Raw genomic sequence first — 15,645 nt, forward strand, 5'->3', positions numbered from 1 at the left:
CGCCGGACGGGCTGGAAGAACACACGCCGGACGGGCTGGAAGAACACACGCCGGACGGGCTGGAAGAACACACCCGCCCGGCGGGCTGAGTGCGGCTAGCGCGCGGCCTCCTTCGACACCAGGGCGACCGCCTCGTCCACGTCGTCCGTGACGTGGAACAGGAGCAGGTCCTTCTCCGACGCCTTGCCCTGGGCGATCAGGGTGTTCTTCAGCCAGTCGACCAGGCCGCCCCAGTAGGCGCTGCCGAACAGGACGATCGGGAAGCGGGTGACCTTCTGGGTCTGGACGAGGGTGAGGGCCTCGAAGAGTTCGTCGAGGGTGCCGAGGCCGCCGGGCAGGACCACGAAGCCCTGGGCGTACTTGACGAACATCATCTTGCGGACGAAGAAGTACCGGAAGTTCAGGCCGATGTCGACGTAGGGGTTGAGGCCCTGCTCGAAGGGGAGCTCGATGCCGAGGCCGACCGAGATGCCCTTCGCCTCCAGCGCGCCCTTGTTCGCCGCCTCCATGGCGCCGGGTCCGCCGCCCGTGATCACGGCCCAGCCGGCCTCGACCAGGCCACGGCCGAGGCGGACGCCGGCGTCGTACTCGGGCGAGTCCACGGGCGTGCGCGCCGAGCCGAAGACGCTGATGGCGGGCGGGAGTTCGGCGAGGGTGCCGAAGCCCTCGATGAACTCCGACTGGATGCGCAGGACGCGCCAGGGGTCGGTGTGGACCCAGTCCGACGGGCCGCCCGCGTCCAGCAGCCGCTGGTCCGTGGTGCTCGCGGTCACCTGGTCGCGCCGCCTCAGAACGGGTCCCAGGCGCTGCTCCTCCGGTGGCTGCTTCTTGCCCTCGGGGTTGCCGGTAGCCATGTAGCGCTCCCTCCGCTTGCCAGGTCTTTCCACCTCAGCGTAGATCCACGCGGGTTACGGACGGGGGACGTGAGCATGTCCGCCATGAAGCGCCGTCCCGGCGATCCCGAGGCCCACGCCCCGTCGCACGCGCGCGTGCCCCGCGACGGCTACGCCGTGAGCCACGCCCGCAGCCGCTCCTCGCCCGCCAGGATCTTCGCCGTTTCCACCCGTTCGTCCCGCTTGTGCGCCAAGTGCGGGTTGCCGGGACCGTAATTGACCGCCGGGATGCCGAGGGAGGAGAAACGGGAGACGTCCGTCCAGCCGTACTTGGGCCGCGCGGTGCCGCCGACCGCCTCCATGAACGCCGCTGCCGCCGGGTGGGACAGCCCCGGCAGCGCGCCGCCGCTGTGGTCGTCCACCACGAACTCCTCGACCCCGCAGTCGGCGAAGACCTCGCGGACGTGCGCGACGGCCTCCTCCTCCGTGCGGTCGGGGGCGTAGCGGAAGTTGACGGTCACGACGCACTCGTCGGGGATGACGTTGCCGGCGACGCCGCCCGAGATGCCGACCGCGTTCAGGCCCTCGCGGTACTCCAGGCCGTCGATCACCGGGTACCGCGGCTCGTAGGACGCCAGGCGCGCCAGGATCGGCGACGCCGCGTGGATCGCGTTCGAGCCCATCCAGCCGCGCGCGGAGTGGGCGCGCTCGCCCTTGGTCCTGAGCAGGACCCTGAGCGTGCCCTGGCAGCCGCCCTCGACCTCGCCGTCCGACGGCTCCAGCAGCACCGCGAAGTCGCCCTCCAGCCACTCGGGGCGGTTCTCGGCGATGTGCTTGAGGCCGTTGAGCTCGGCGGTCACCTCTTCGTTGTCGTAGAAGACGAAGGTCAGGTCGCGGTTGGGGGCCACGACCGTCTCGGCGATGCGCAGCTGGACGGCGACGCCGGACTTCATGTCGCAGGTGCCGCAGCCCCACAGGACGCCGTCGTCGTCGAGGCGCGAGGGGACGTTGTCCGCGATCGGAACGGTGTCGATGTGGCCGGCGAGGATCACGCGCTCCGGCCGGCCCAGGTGCGTGCGCGCCACGACGTTGTTGCCGTACCGCTCGACCGTCAGGTGCGGCAGGGCCCGCAGGGCGGTCTCGATGGCGTCCGCCAGGGGCTTCTCCGTGCCGCTGACGGAGGGGAAGTCGACGAGCTGCGCGGTGAGCTTCGCGGCGTCCAGCGTGAGGTCAAGGGAGGTGTCGGCCATGGTGCCGACCCTAACGCGCCGGGCCGTCACCTCACTTTTCCCACCGATTTTCCACTGCGCCGGTACCCCTCAGTAACCTCAGCTACCTTGTACGACGTGCCAGAGCCGTCACCCACTCCCCAACGCCGTGGCCGCCTTCTCCGTCGCGGAGCGGCCCTCATGGTCCTGCTCGCCGTCGCGGGCTACCTCGCGGTGCAGTACGTCACCGGGGGCACGGGAACACCGGGCTGCGACGTCGTGTCGGGCAACGGCGACGGAGCCGGGTACGAGTTCACGCCCGAGCAGGCGGTGAACGCGGCGACGATCGCCGCCGTCGGCACCGGCCGCGGGCTGCCCGAGCGGGCCGTGACGATCGCGCTGGCCACCGCACTGCAGGAGTCGGGGCTGCGCAACATCGGGCACGGCGACCGCGACTCCCTGGGCCTGTTCCAGCAGCGGCCCTCGATGGGGTGGGGCACCGAGGAGGAGATCCTCGACCCGATCTACTCGGCCGGCGAGTTCTACGAGCACCTGGTGAAGGTCCCCGGTTACACGCGGCTGCCGCTCACCGTCGCCGCCCAGCGCGTCCAGCGCAGCGGCTTCCCGGAGGCGTACGCCAAGCACGAGCCGGACGCGAAGCTGCTCGCCGCCGCCCTCACGGGCCGTTCGGCGGCCACGCTGACCTGCGAGGGCCGCCCCGGAGCCACTCGGGCGGCGGGGGCGGACTCGGTACGGGACGCACTGCTGCGGGACTTCGGGCGCGACGCGCTCCAGCCGGCCGCCGCCGAGGTGAGCGGCGAGAAGGCGACGCCCTCGCCCACCCCGTCCGTGATCAAGGAGGACGAGCGGACCGTGCTGCTGCCGGTGGCCGACGGTGAGGGAGCCGGGCGCGGGGCGAGGGAGCGCGGCTGGCAGCTGGCCCACTGGGCCGTGGCCAACGCCTCCGATCTGCACATCAAGCGGGTGTCGTACGCCGGTCGGCAGTGGACCGCCGGGAACACCGACAGCCAGTGGCGCGCGATCACCGGCCCGGGTGCCCCGGCGGCCGGGAGCGGTGCGGACGCGGTCCGGATCGTCACGTCCGGGTAGTACGCGCGGCAGTTCGACGGATCACTCCCACGGGTTGGTCGAAGTGTCGGAAGGCACCGGTGTGGGAAGGTTTTCGCGCGGCTCCTTCGGAATCCGTCAAAAGCCTTGAGAACAAAGGGCTGTAAGGATTCCGCGGGCTTTCGGACGGGACGCGCTTTGCCCGTTTTTATCCGCAGGCGATAATGCGACGCATTGCCAACTCTTTACATTGGCGCGCCGCAACCTTCGCGGCCTTCGAGCGGTAGTCACTGCGTCCGAGCCCGGAGATCAACAGCCAGTCGGTCCACCGTCAGTCGCCGCAGCCAGTCGGCCCAACTGCCGGGCGCGGTCGGACACTTCATCGTTCTCATCCGACAGACCCGTCGAAGGAGCATCATGTCCCTCCCCCTGACCCGCCGGATCGCCCGTGCCGCGCTGCTCGTCGCTGCGGGGGCGGCTGCCGGGGTCGGTGCGGCCGGCTCCGCCAGCGCGGCCCCCGATCTGACCAACACCCCCCAGGTCGGCGGCCTGACGGCCCTGGACAACACGAGCGTCGTCGACGGCGCGACCCAGAACGCCGCCGGGCTCGCGAGCGGCGCCGTCGACACGGCCGTCGACAAGGCGCTGCCGACCGCCGCCAAGGCCGGCGACAAGGTGACCAAGACCGGCGGCAAGGCCGCGAAGAAGGCCGTGCCGACCGCGACGAAGGCCGGCGGCAAGGTCACGAAGACCGGCGGCAAGGTCGCCAAGGAGCGTGCCGCCTCCGCGCAGCAGACCGCGGGCGGCATGGCCGGTTCGGTCGGTGCCGTCCTCGGTGACGCGGCGGGCTCCGCCACGCAGGGCGGCCTGCCGGGCACCGGCTCGCTGCCGGTGCAGGGCCTTCCGATCGGCTGACGCGCGGCCGCGCCCGGCTCGTGCCGACGGGGTTCAGGGAGTTCCCTGGGCCCCGTCGGCTTCTGCGTTCCTACGGGATCACGCCAGGCGGCGCACCGCCGCCTCCACCCGCTCGTCGGTCGCCGTGAACGCCACCCGTACGTACCGGGCGCCGGCCTCGCCGTAGAAGTCGCCGGGGGCGACCAGGATGCCGCGGTCGGCCAGGTGGGCGACGGTGGCCCAGCAGGACTCGTCGCGGGTGGCCCAGAGGTAGAGGCTCGCCTCGCTGTGCTCGATGCGGAAGCCGTGGGCCCGCAGGGCATCGCGCAGGGCCGAGCGGCGGGCGGCGTAGCGGTCGCGCTGGACGCGGACGTGCTCGTCGTCGCCGAGGGCCGCGACGACGGCCGCCTGGGTCGGGGCCGACGTCATCATGCCGCCGTGCTTGCGGATCTCCAGGAGCGGGCCGAGCACCGCCGGGTCGCCGGCCAGGAACGCCGCCCGGTAGCCGGCCAGGTTCGAGCGCTTCGACAGGGAGTGCACCGCGACGATGCCGTCGTAGGAGCCGCCGTTGACGTCCGGGTGCAGGACCGAGACCGGGTCGGCCTCCCAGCCCAGCTCCAGGTAGCACTCGTCGGAGAAGAGCAGGACGCCGTGCTCACGGGCCCAGGCGACGATCCGGGTCAGCTCGCGCTGCGACAGGACCTTGCCGGTGGGGTTGGACGGCGAGTTCAGCCAGAGCAGCTTCAGACCGCGCGGATCCAGCTCGGTCGGGTCGTCGTACACCTCGTACTCGGCGCGGGCGAGACGGGCGCCCACCTCGTAGGTCGGGTACGCCAGCCGCGGGTAGGCCACCCGGTCGCCGGGGCCCAGGCCCAGCTGGGTGGGGAGCCAGGCGACCAGTTCCTTGGAGCCGACGATCGGCAGGACGTGCCGGTGGGTGACCTCACGGGCGCCCAGGCGGCGCTCCACCCAGCCGGTGAGCGCGTCGCGCAGCGCCGGGGTGCCCCAGACCGTCGGATAGCCCGGGGAGTCCGCCGCGTCGATCAGTGCCTTCTGGATCAGCTCGGGCACCGGGTCGACCGGCGTGCCGACGGAGAGGTCGACGATCCCGTCCGGATGCGCGGCGGCCGTCTTCTTGTACGGCTCCAGCTTGTCCCAGGGAAAGGTCGGAAGGCGATCGGAGACTGCGGACACGGGATCTGGCTCACTTTCTGGTACTGCCGGTACTGCCGGTGTCACGGGTACTGCCGGATACGGCAACGCCTCGGTCCCGTACGGTGATCAAGGCGATCAGGCCGTACGGGACCGAGGCGGCACGCTGTGCGGGTCGCCGTGGGGACTACTCGGCCTGCGGCGGCAGGGCGGCGATGAAGGGGTGGTCCCGCTCGATCAGGCCCAGCTTGCTGGCGCCGCCCGGGGAGCCGAGCTCGTCGAAGAACTCGACGTTCGCCTTGTAGTAGTCCTTCCACTCCTCCGGAGTGTCGTCCTCGTAGAAGATCGCCTCGACCGGGCACACCGGCTCACAGGCTCCGCAGTCGACGCATTCGTCCGGGTGGATGTACAAGGACCGGGAGCCCTCATAGATGCAGTCGACCGGGCACTCCTCGATGCACGCCTTGTCCTTGACGTCGACACAAGGCTGCGCGATGACGTAGGTCACGCTGTCGTTCCTCCTCGATAGGGCGCTGGCGGGCCTCCTCAGGCTCCGCCGCCTGGCGCGCGGGAGCGCGGCGTCGTCGATGCCCGCCCCTAGTATCTCCGTTCTTGGGCATGATCCGAACAGGAGGGGTGAACTGACCTGTGGAAATATCTGCGACCGGGCGCCTTGAGGTCCGTATCACCGCTGCTGACGTGGGCAAACGAGTCTCCGTACGCCGCCTGGACGATCCTGCGACCGAGGGTGAGAAGTTCACCGACACGGTGGGTGTTCTCGCATCATGGGACGACGGTGTGCTGCTGATCACACGGAAGAGTGGTGAGACCGTCCACATTCCGGAAGCGTCACTGGTCGCGGGCAAGGTCGTGCCCCCCGCTCCGGCCCGCCGTCGCGGGCCCGCCGCCTCCTACGAGGAACTCGCGCACGTCTCCGCGCGCGCGTGGCGTCCGGTGGAGAGCGAGCGGCTCGGCGAGTGGGAGCTGCGTGCCGCCTCCGGGTTCACCCGCCGGGCCAACTCGGTGCTGCCGCTCGGCGACCCCGGCCTCCCGCTGCCGGCCGCGCTGGACGCCGTACGCCGCTGGTACGCCGACCGTGGGCTCCCCGCGTACGTCCAGACCGCGACCGGCGCCGAGGGCACGCAGGAGCTGCTCTGCGCGGAGCTGGAGCGGCTGGGCTGGACCCGGGAGGTCTCCGCCGAGCTGTGGATCGGGGCGCTGGCGCCGGTCGCGGACCGGGACGAGGGCGCCGGAGTGGTGCTCTCCCGGGAGGCGGACGACGCTTGGCTTACGCGGTATCAGCGCAAGGGGGTGAGCGAGGTGGCCCTGAAGGTGCTGGGAGGGGGGTCCCCCCGCGCGGGCGAAGCCGGGAGCGGGGGAGGTCCGTCGGTGTGGTTCGCGACGGTCCCGGCCGAGGGCGGTGGTGCGCCCGCCGCCATCGGGCGGTGTGTCGTGGACGGGCGGTGGGCCGGTTTCGCCGCCGTGGAGGTGGATCCGGCGCTGCGGCGGCAGGGTCTGGCCACCCGGGTGATGGCCGCGCTGGCCCGGCGGGCCCTGGACGAGGGCGCGTCGGCGGCGTGGCTCCAGGTCGAGGCGGACAACGCGGCCGCGCGCGGGCTGTACGCCGGGATGGGGTTCGCCGCGCACCACGCGTACCACCACTATCGATCAGTCTGAGCAGCGGTACCGATCGCCGTGAAAGGGCACGAGCCAGCTATGCGTCCCCTGTACCCCCCGACCCCGGAGCGTTCCGCCGAGCTGAGGCGGCGGTTCGCCGAGGAGGCACGCTCCGAGCGGCCCGACCTGTCCACGCTGTGTCTGCTGGTGGGCGCGGAGGCCGACGGCGCGCTGGACGAGGCGGGGATGGACGCCGCGCAGGTGACACTGGACGACCTGGCCGGACAGCTGCCGTACCGGCCCGGCGGACCGCGGGCGTGGGCCGTCGCGCTGCGGGAGCTGCTCGGGGAGCGGTACGGGTTCCGCGGCTGCGCGGCGGACTACCAGCGGCTGGAGTCGTCGCTGCTGCACGAGGTGCTGCGGCGGCGGCGTGGGCTGCCGATCCTGCTGTCGGTGGTGTGGCTGGAGGTGGCCCGGCGGGCGGGGGCACCCGTGTACGGGGTCGCTCTGCCCGGCCACTTCGTGGTGGGGTTCGGGCCCGCCGACGATCAGGTGCTCGCCGATCCCTTCGACGGCGGCCGGGTGCTGACGGGCGGCGACGCGGATCTGCTGGTGGCGGGGGCCACGGGGGCGCCGTTGCAGCCGTCGATGCTGACGCCGGCCGATCCGCTGGAGGTGGTGCTGCGGATCCTGAACAACATCCGGGCGTGGGCGTCGGCGCGGCCCGAACGGACGGATGTCGCCCTGTGGGCCGTGGAGCTGTCGCTGTCGCTGCCCTCGCATCCGGCGCGGTTGCGGTTCGAGCGGGCGGAGTTGCTCGTCCAGCGGGGCGACTTCGTCGCGGGGGCCGTGGAGTTGGAGGAGTACGCGGAGCTGATCAGTTCGGTGGACGAGGGGGCGGCGGAGCGGGTGCGGGGGCAGGCTCGGGCCGCTCGGGCGATGTTGAACTGAGGTTCGCCGGGTCGCCGTGGGGGTGCTGCCGGTTGGCGACTGCGGGTGACGTCGTGGCTTGTCGCGCAGTTCCCCGCGCCCCTGAAGGGCGCTTCCGATGAGCCGCGTTCTACAGCCAGCCCTTCTCCCTCGCGATCCGTACCGCCTCCGCCCTGTTGCGTACCGCCAGCTTCTGGATGGCTGTGGAGAGGTAGTTGCGGACCGTGCCCTGGGAGAGGTGCAGGGTTGCTGCGAGTTCGGCGTTGGTGGAGCCGTCCTCCGCCGCCCGCAGGACCTCTCGTTCGCGGTCGGTGAGGGGGTTGGCGCCCTCCGCGAGGGCCGCTGCCGCCAGGGTGGGGTCGATGACCCGCTCCCCCGCCAGCACCTTGCGTACCGCTTCCGCGAGTTGGGCCGCGGGGGCGTCCTTGACCAGGAAGGCGTCGGCGCCGGACTCCATCGCGCTGCGCAGGTAGCCGGGGCGGCCGAAGGTCGTCAGGACGACCAGCTTCACGGACGGCAGCTCCTCGTGCAGGAGGGCCGCCGCCTCTATGCCCGTCGCGCCGGGCATCTCGATGTCCAGGAGCGCCACGTCCACGGCGTGCTCGCGCGCCGCCTGCAGGACCTCGTCGCCGCGGGCGACCTGGGCGACGACCTCGATGTCGTCCTCCAGCCCGAGCAGGGCGGCCAGGGCCTCGCGGACCATCGACTGGTCCTCGGCGAGGAGGACCTTGATCGTGGGGCTCATGTCGCGGATCCTACGGGGGCCGAAGCGTCCACCGGGACGCGGGCGGTGAGGCGGAAGCCGTGCCGGGTCCCGCCCGCCTCCAGGGCACCGCCGGCTTTCGTCAGGCGTTCCGTCAGGCCCGTCAGGCCGTGGCCGGGGCCGCCGCCCCGGTCGCCGGAGCCGTCGTCCTCGACGGAGAGTTCCAGGACGGGTCCGTCGAGGGTCTGGCGGCGCAGCAGCTCGACCGTGCAGCGCCGGGCGCCGCTGTGCCGTACGACGTTGGTGACCGCTTCGCGCAGTGCCCAGGCCAGGGCCGTCTCGCTCTCCTCGGGGACACCGGTGAGGTCCGGCTCGGCGGGGAGCTCGGCCCTCACCTCGGCGGCCGTCAGGGCGACTCTCGCGCCGGCCAGTTCGGCGGCCAGGCGGGGACGGCGGTAGCCCGAGACGGCTTCGCGGACGTCGACCAGGGCCTGCCGGCTGACCTGCTCGATGTCGGCGACCTGCTGGGCCGCCTTGTCGGGCTGACCGGGGAGCATGCGCCCCGCCAGCTCGCTCTTGATGGTGATCAGGGACAGCGAGTGGCCGAGCAGGTCGTGCAGGTCGCGGGCCAGGCGCAGGCGCTCCTCGTTGGCGGCCAGCTGGGCGACCGTGGCGCGGGCCTCGCGCAGCGCGATCGTGGTGCGGACGAGTTCGCGTACGCCGGTCATGGCGAAGCCGCCCAGCAGGGCCGGGATCAGCAGCCCGGCCAGGAACGCCTTGCCGCCCGGCGTCGCGAACGCGATCACGGTCATCAGCACGGACGCGCCCGGGATCGTCCAGCGGGCCATGCGCAGCGGCAGGGCCGCGCCGGACGCGATCGATACGTACACGAACAGCACCAGCCACTCGCGGCCCAGGGTGAGGGCGAGGATCGTGGACTGGGCGGCGAGGACGCCGAGCGAGGCGAGGACGACGCTGTTGCGTTCGCCCCGGCCCGTGCGGAAGAGCAGCAGCATGTACCAGGTGACGAACGCCGCGAGGCCGATCCAGCCGAGGATCCGCACGCCCGTGCTGTGCCCGCCGTGCAGCAGGTCGTTGGCCGGTGCGCTCAGGTACACCAGCCAGATGCCGGTCCAAAGGATCTTGACGAAGCGTTGCTTGCGGTTCTCCGGGCGCTGCCCGATGCCGACGCCTGTGCCGCTCACGCCTTCAACGTGTCCTTCCGGTACAGCCAGGCCGCGCCGCCCGTGAACAGGGCGAAGGAGACGACGAGGACGGCGAGGTCCTTCGCGTGCGGTGCCTGGCTCTGTTCGATCGCCTGCCCGAGGGCAGCGTACGCGCGCGTGGGCACCCACTCGGCGATGTCCTGCAGCCAGCCCGGGAAGGAGGTGGTCGGCATCCACAGGCCGCCGAGGATGGACAGCCCGAAGTAGGTGATCATCGTGATCGGGCGGACCGCGTCCCCGCTCGCGAGGTAGCCGAGGGCGACGCCGAGCGCGGCGAAGACGAGGCTGCCGGCCCAGATCGCGCCGGTGAGGGCGAGCCACTGCCAGCCGTCCAGGCGTACGTCCTTCACGGCCGCCGCGACGACGAAGACGATCACGATCGACGGCAGGCTGACCACGGCGGAGCCGGCCGTCTTGGCGAGGACGTAGCCGTGTCCGGGCAGTGTCGTCAGCCGCAGCTGCCGTACCCAGCCGCCCTCCCGCTCCTTGGCGATGCGCTCGCTGTTGCCCATCAGGACGGCGGTCAGGGCGCCGAAGGAGGCCATGGACACCATCATGTAGGTCGGCAGCGTCAGGCCCGTCCCGTCGATCTTCGTGGTGCTGTCGGCGCTGCCCGCGATGAGCAGGAACAACAGCGACGGGTAGAGCACGGAGAAGAACAGGAACTTCCGGTTGCGCAGGGCGCGGGTGAGTTCGAGCTTGATCAGGCCGGTCATGGCGTGCGGGCCTCCTCGGCCTCCGTGATGGCGACGAACGCCTGCTCCAGGCCGAGCCCGGCGACTTCGAGATTGCGGGGGTACAGGCCGAGGCCGTAGAGGGCGTGGACGGTGGCGTCGGCGTCGGAGGACTGGATGCGGACCGTCCGGGCCGAGCCCGCGGCGGAGCCGCTGTTGGACACCGTGAGGTGCGTCAGGAAGGGCAGCGCCCGCAGCGCGCGCTCGTCGACGTCGGTGTCGGGCAGGTCGAAGGAGACGCGCCGCGCCCCGGCCTTCGCCTTGATCTCGGCCGCCGTGCCGTCGGCCAGCAGCCGTCCCCGGTGCAGCACCAGGACACGGTCGGCTATCGCGTCGGCCTCTTCCAGGTAGTGCGTGGCGAACAGCACGGTCCGGCCCTGGTCGGCCTGCTCGCGCATGGTGGCCCAGAACGCCTGGCGGGTGGTGACGTCCATGCCAGTCGTCGGCTCGTCCAGGACGATCAGGTCGCTGTCGCCGGCGGTCGCGAGGGCGAAGCGCACGCGCTGGGCCTGGCCGCCGGAGAGCTTGTCGACCTTGCGGTCGGCGATCTTCGAGACGCCCGCGCGGGCCAGCACGTCGGAGACCTTGTAGGGCCTCGGGTGCAGATCGCAGGCCAGCCGCACCAGTTCGGCGACGGTGACCTCGTCCATCAGCCCGCCGCTCTGGAGCATGGCGCCCACCCGCCCGGCGACGATGGCCTCGCGCGGTCCGGTGCCGAAGATGTTCACCGTGCCGCTGTCGGGCTGCTTGAGGCCGAGCAGCAGGTCGAGCGTGGTCGACTTGCCCGCCCCGTTCGGGCCCAGCAGGGCCACGGTCTCCCCCGGATGCAGCGTGAGCGTCAGACCGTCGACGGCCCGTACGCTCCCGTAGCTCTTGCTCACCCGGTCGAATCCGACCGCCGCGGCGGTCGTGTTCAACGCTGTCGTCGTCATGTGCTCAAGGGTGGCCGTGAAGGCCGGGAGCCCGGCAGTGTCGGCGGTCCTGACTGCCGGATGACAGATGTCATACGCCGATGAGGGGGCACCGGCGCGTGCCGGTGCCCCCTCGTCCGAGCGGGTGCCTGCTAGCTCGGGTCGGTGTCGATGGTGACGGTGCGCTCCGCCGCCGTCTTGCCGCGCAGCGCCTTGCGCAGGGCGGAGGCGACATCCTGCGGGAGGACGTCGCGCTTGCCGCTCGCGCCGTTGATCTGCACGCCGTCGAAGGTGGCGCCGTACGCCTGCTGGAGCGCCTTCAGGTCGTACGTGTCCACGAGCTTGCCGCCGACCGCCTTGACGCCGAGGATCTTCGGCAGGGACAGGGAGCCGAACGGGATGCTGTGCGCGGCGTCCGTCTGGACCGTGACCTTGTCGGCCATCGCCGGCTCGGCGAACTCCTTCATGAACCGGTCGACCTCGGCCTTCGAGACCGTCGGCTGCTGGGCGGTGGTCGCCACCTTCACCGGGGCGGACGTGCCCGTCTCCACCTGGGTGCGGTACGCCTCCTCGACCGCCGTGGTCGAACCGGCGACGTCGATGCCCTGGCCGGCCTTGCCGTACACGGCGACCGCCTTGCCTGTCTTGAAGGAGACCGTGCCCTCGGTCACCGAGCCGGAGCCGCCGGAGGCGTCCTCCAGGGCGGCGTGCAGCTTCTCCTCGTCGGTGGGCATGACCGGGTCCACGACCCGGTGGTTGCCGAAGAGGGAACCGATCACGGAGATCGGGTTGTAGTCGCTGCTCGCGGCCGTGCTGACCGTCTGCTGCATGTCGAACTGGAGCCCCGCCTGGTCCGGCTGCAGTTCCACGGTCCTGCCGCCCACGGACAGCTTCAGCGGCTTGTTGACCCGCTCGTCGAAGGCGTCGTTGAGCTTGCGGACCGCGTCGTCACGGGTGCCGCCACCGATGTCGACACCGAGCACGGTGCTGCCCTTGGGCACGTCGGTGTGGTTCATCAGCAGACCCGCGCCGTACAGGCCGCCCGCGAGGACGACCACGCCGCCGCCGACCAGGGCCAGCTTGTTGCGGCCCTTCTTCTTCGGCGGCCGGGAGGACGAGGAGCTCGACGAGGACGGCTCGGGGAGCTTCGGGGGCGTGTGCGGCCCGGACGGCGTATCGGTGCCGCCCGGCCCGAAGGGGCCGCTCTGGGCGCCGCCGGGCACGACCGGGATGCCGCTGGTGACGGTGTGGCCGGAGACGTTGTCGGCGACGCCGTAGTTCCCGCCGCCGGGCTCGGGGGCCGGCTTCTGCGGGGTGAGGATCGCGGTGTCGTCGCTCATGGCGCCGGGGCCGTGGCCCGGGGCGTTGAAGGCGGCGGGTCCGTTCGGACCGGGTCCGTTCGGGCCGTTGCCGGGAGCGCCCGGGCCCGCGGGGCCGGCCGGGCCGACGTTGATGCCGGGAATGCCGGCACCACCGGGGCCGCCGGGAGCGCCCTGACCGCCGGGCACGCCCGGGCCGCGACGGCTTCGGCCGCCCTGTCCGTTGCCGGGGACCGGCGGCACCGCCGGACCGTCGCCGGTGACCGGGCCGGTCGTGGGGCCGGTGGGGCCCTGCGGGCCGCCTCGGCCGCCACCGCCGTTCGGGCCGTTGAAGTCGCTGGAGCCACCGAAGTCGCCCGGGGCGTTGAAGTCGGCGGCGGGGTCGAAGCCGGCCGGGCCGCCCTGGGCGCTGTAGCCACCGGGCCCGTTCGGGCCGCTCTGCGCGCCCTGGCCGCCGAAGCCGCCCTGGCCGTTCGGAACACCCGGGCCGTTCGGACCGCTCTGGCCGCTCTGGCCGTTCGGGCCGCCGGTGCCGTTCTCCGCGAAGTACGGCAGGTCGTCGCGGCGCGGCTCGCCGCCGGGGCGGGCGCCGTTGCCGTTGCCCAGGGGGCCCGCGGCCAGCGCCTCGGTGACGTCGAAGGAGCCGGTGCCGCCGCCGTGCCCGGGTGCCACGGGGCCACCGGTCGCGCCGGGGAGCCCCGCGCCGCCGGGACGGGAGCCGCCGTCCGGCCGTGCGCCGTTCGGGCCACCGGGGCGGGGGCCGCCGGGCGCGCTCATGGAGCCGACGACGCCGCCGGGCCGACCGGGTCCGGCAGGCGCGCCGGTTCCGGCGGCACCGCCCGCGGCGGGGCCCGAACCGCCGGGCAGACCGGCACCGTTGGTGGCCGGTCCGCCCTGAGGGCCCTTGCCGCCGGAGGACTTGCGGGGTGCGAACCAGTCGCTCGTCTTCTCCCCGGGCTGCGGAGCGGGTTCGGCCGGGGGCTCGGCGTTGCCCGTGGCCGCGGCGGTGGCGCCGGCGGGCGGCGGTGCCTCGGTGTCGGCACTGTCGCCGGGCTGCTCGGCTTCGGAGACGGGCTTGCGCACGACGACCGGCGGAATGGGCCGCGATCCGGGGATGTTGATCCGGATCCGGGTCGTCAGCGTCGTCTCGGTCTTGCGTTCCTCCGGCTGGGCGGCCGAACGGCCCGCGTCCGCACCGCTGTCGGAAGCCATGGGGGTCCCGTACGGCGGCGTGCCCGAGGGGTATGCGGCTCCGCCGCGCCCGTTGGGCCCGGAGGACGGAGTGTCAGTTTCACGACTCAAGGCAGGTTCTCCCGGTTGGCTCCACCGCCCGTTTCGACCTCATTGCTGGGGGCGGCTCGGCGGCGCGCACCACCATACTGGCCACCTCTGGCGCGTATCCCACGACCGCCTGGGAAACCCACACGGGACTCGCACGAGTACGTCGTGGAGAAGTGGTACGTCAATTGCCAAGTCGGACGCCGTCGCCACCCGGTTGCCGCAACGGTGCGAGGGTGGCGCAGATCACAGCAACAGCCATGCCGCCGAGCAGGAAGAGATAGGAGGAGGCTCCTGTGCCGAACAGGAAGTCGCCCTCCGGACGGCTGGCGGTCAGCAGGATCACGGAGATCATCCAGCCGCCGGCGGGCGCCACGGCCCCGGCGCGGCTGCCCATCGCCCGGCCGGCGCCCAGCAGCAGCCCGGCCTCGCCGGCGACGGCGAGCAGCAGCCCGCCCGGGAACCACGCGGGCTGCATCAGCGCGCCGGCCACACCGACCACCGCGCCGAGCACGAAGAGGCCGAGGTAGGCGAGGACCCGCAGGGCGGAGGGCCGCTTCAGCTTCAGCGGCTGGGCGAGCATCGAGCTCATGACGCCTCCCCGGGCGTGACACCGGCGAACAGGTCGGACTCCGGCTCCGCCCCCGGCCTGCCGCGCACCAACTCGTAGTACTCGGTGGTGAACAGGGGCTGCGCGAGTTCGTTGGACAGCGCGAAGTACGGCTCGGCCACCTCGATCTGCGTGGCGTGCGCCCGCATCGCGGCGGCCTTGGCGGCGGCGTGCGCGGTGCCGTCGAGCACGGTGGTGATCCGCTCGTCGGCGACGACTCCGGGGACGTCGGCGACGGTGGCGGCCTTGTCGAAGGGCAGTCCGGGCAGATCCGCACGAAGCCGGGCGAACGCCTCGTCGGCGGCGGTGCGCGGGACCCGGTTCCAGTAGATCTTGGGGATCTCCCACCCGGCGTCCACGGCCAGCTCGGCAGCGCGCATGGCCACGCGGTGGGCCTGGATGTGGTCGGGGTGGCCGTAGCCGCCGTCGGGGTCGTAGGTGACCAGGACCTGGGGGCGTACCTCCAGGATGACCTCGACCAGGGCGCGGGCGGCCTCGTCGACGTCCGCCTGCCACAGGCTCGCGGGGTCGTCGTTGTCGGCCAGGCCCATCATCCCGGAGTCCTCGTAACGGCCCCTGCCGCCGAGGAGACGGAAGTCCTCGACGCCCAGCTCGCGCATCGCCGCGGTGAGCTCGCCCAGGCGGTGGGCGCCCAGCTCGGCGCCGGTCAGGTGCCGCAGCTCCGGGGGGATGACCTCGCCGTGCTCGCCGAGGGTGCAGGTCACCAGGGTGACCCGGGCACCCTCGGCCGCGTACCGGGCCATGGTCGCGCCGTTGTTGATCGACTCGTCGTCCGGGTGCGCGTGCACCAGGAGAAGACGCCGGTCGGGGAGTTCCGTCATGGACCCCACCCTACGAGGCGGCCGTGGGGGTCCCCGCACTCGAGCGAAGCCGAGCGGCGGGGGAGCTCAGAACTTGATGCTTCCGATCATGCCCGCGATGTTCGTCGTCAGCTCGCTGATGGTCGGAGCGACGGTCGAGGACGCCAGGTAGAAGCCCAGCAGCATGCACACCACCGCATGCCCGGCCTTCAACCCTGATTTCTTGATCAGAAGGAAGACGATGATCGCCAGCAGCACCACCGCCGAAATCGAGAGTGCCACGGCGGCTCACCTCCAAGAATCCCAGGCGCGGGGGTCGGACTATGGGGGCAGATAAATCC

16 protein-coding genes are annotated in these 15,645 nt (G+C 72.4%); 4 read left to right on the top strand and 12 right to left on the bottom strand.

All coding sequences use genetic code 11. The features are described 5' to 3' along the window. Positions 1-95: 95 nt before the first annotated feature. Both ACGFW6_RS39460 and dapE read right to left on the bottom strand, forming a co-directional pair. Positions 96-854, bottom strand: coding sequence for a TIGR00730 family Rossman fold protein (locus tag ACGFW6_RS39460; RefSeq protein WP_107903151.1), 759 nt, complete (start codon positions 852-854; stop codon positions 96-98). Between the two features lie 149 nt (positions 855-1,003). Next, positions 1,004-2,083 (bottom strand): succinyl-diaminopimelate desuccinylase, encoded by a 1,080-nt coding sequence (gene dapE, locus ACGFW6_RS39465; protein ID WP_393521195.1) that lies wholly within the window; start codon positions 2,081-2,083, stop codon positions 1,004-1,006. A 159-nt stretch (positions 2,084-2,242) separates the two neighbouring features. On the opposite strand from dapE, the gene ACGFW6_RS39470 reads away from it, so the two are divergent. Together ACGFW6_RS39470 and ACGFW6_RS39475 are read left to right on the top strand one after the other, a co-directional pair. Further along, on the top strand, positions 2,243-3,151 hold the full coding sequence (locus tag ACGFW6_RS39470; RefSeq protein WP_393521197.1) for a heavy metal transporter: 909 nt from the start codon (positions 2,243-2,245) through the stop codon (positions 3,149-3,151). A 375-nt stretch (positions 3,152-3,526) separates the two neighbouring features. After that, on the top strand, positions 3,527-4,024 hold the full coding sequence (locus ACGFW6_RS39475; RefSeq protein ID WP_393521199.1) for an ATP-binding protein: 498 nt from the start codon (positions 3,527-3,529) through the stop codon (positions 4,022-4,024). 78 nt (positions 4,025-4,102) lie between these two features. On the opposite strand, the gene ACGFW6_RS39480 is transcribed toward ACGFW6_RS39475, so the two are convergent. Together ACGFW6_RS39480 and fdxA are read right to left on the bottom strand one after the other, a co-directional pair. After that, positions 4,103-5,197: a bifunctional succinyldiaminopimelate transaminase/glutamate-prephenate aminotransferase gene (locus ACGFW6_RS39480; protein WP_393521201.1), complete on the bottom strand. Its 1,095-nt coding sequence runs from the start codon at positions 5,195-5,197 to the stop codon at positions 4,103-4,105. A 145-nt stretch (positions 5,198-5,342) separates the two neighbouring features. After that, positions 5,343-5,663, bottom strand: a complete 321-nt coding sequence (fdxA, locus tag ACGFW6_RS39485; protein WP_030961637.1) for a ferredoxin — start codon at positions 5,661-5,663, stop codon at positions 5,343-5,345. A gap of 140 nt (positions 5,664-5,803) precedes the next feature. Here fdxA and ACGFW6_RS39490 point away from each other — a divergent pair, with 140 nt between their 5' ends. Further along, positions 5,804-6,832 carry a GNAT family N-acetyltransferase gene (locus ACGFW6_RS39490; RefSeq protein ID WP_393521203.1) on the top strand — a complete coding sequence of 343 codons (1,029 nt, stop codon included), beginning with the start codon at positions 5,804-5,806 and terminating at the stop codon, positions 6,830-6,832. 39 nt (positions 6,833-6,871) lie between these two features. Beyond that, positions 6,872-7,723 carry a tetratricopeptide repeat protein gene (locus ACGFW6_RS39495; protein ID WP_393521205.1) on the top strand — a complete coding sequence of 284 codons (852 nt, stop codon included), beginning with the start codon at positions 6,872-6,874 and terminating at the stop codon, positions 7,721-7,723. Positions 7,724-7,832: 109 nt separating this feature from the next. On the opposite strand, the gene ACGFW6_RS39500 is transcribed toward ACGFW6_RS39495, so the two are convergent. From ACGFW6_RS39500 to ACGFW6_RS39535, 8 genes are all read right to left on the bottom strand, one after another. After that, positions 7,833-8,447, bottom strand: coding sequence for a response regulator transcription factor (locus ACGFW6_RS39500; protein ID WP_393521207.1), 615 nt, complete (start codon positions 8,445-8,447; stop codon positions 7,833-7,835). Further along, positions 8,444-9,610: a sensor histidine kinase gene (locus tag ACGFW6_RS39505; protein WP_393521209.1), complete on the bottom strand. Its 1,167-nt coding sequence runs from the start codon at positions 9,608-9,610 to the stop codon at positions 8,444-8,446. Before ACGFW6_RS39505 ends, ACGFW6_RS39500 begins: the two co-directional genes overlap by 4 nt. Continuing rightward, positions 9,607-10,347: an ABC transporter permease gene (locus ACGFW6_RS39510; protein WP_393521211.1), complete on the bottom strand. Its 741-nt coding sequence runs from the start codon at positions 10,345-10,347 to the stop codon at positions 9,607-9,609. The genes ACGFW6_RS39505 and ACGFW6_RS39510 overlap by 4 nt, the downstream gene beginning before the upstream one ends. Next, a complete protein-coding gene (locus ACGFW6_RS39515; RefSeq protein ID WP_393521213.1) occupies positions 10,344-11,297 on the bottom strand; it encodes an ABC transporter ATP-binding protein in 954 nt (317 codons plus the stop codon). The genes ACGFW6_RS39510 and ACGFW6_RS39515 overlap by 4 nt, the downstream gene beginning before the upstream one ends. 131 nt (positions 11,298-11,428) lie before the next feature. Further along, a complete protein-coding gene (locus ACGFW6_RS39520) occupies positions 11,429-13,897 on the bottom strand; it encodes a hypothetical protein (RefSeq protein ID WP_393521215.1) in 2,469 nt (822 codons plus the stop codon). 160 nt (positions 13,898-14,057) lie between these two features. Next, on the bottom strand, positions 14,058-14,465 hold the full coding sequence (locus ACGFW6_RS39525) for a DUF6113 family protein (RefSeq protein WP_393521217.1): 408 nt from the start codon (positions 14,463-14,465) through the stop codon (positions 14,058-14,060). Then, positions 14,462-15,325, bottom strand: a complete 864-nt coding sequence (gene mshB, locus ACGFW6_RS39530) for an N-acetyl-1-D-myo-inositol-2-amino-2-deoxy-alpha-D-glucopyranoside deacetylase (protein ID WP_393521219.1) — start codon at positions 15,323-15,325, stop codon at positions 14,462-14,464. The genes ACGFW6_RS39525 and mshB overlap by 4 nt, the downstream gene beginning before the upstream one ends. A 66-nt stretch (positions 15,326-15,391) precedes the next feature. Then, the gene (locus ACGFW6_RS39535) at positions 15,392-15,586 is read right to left on the bottom strand and encodes a hypothetical protein (RefSeq protein ID WP_019755516.1); all 195 of its coding nucleotides are present in this window, start codon (positions 15,584-15,586) and stop codon (positions 15,392-15,394) included. Between the last annotated feature and the right edge of the window lie 59 nt (positions 15,587-15,645).

This window comes from Streptomyces sp. Y7, assembly GCF_043195415.1.
Classification (GTDB): Bacteria; Actinomycetota; Actinomycetes; order Streptomycetales; family Streptomycetaceae; genus Streptomyces.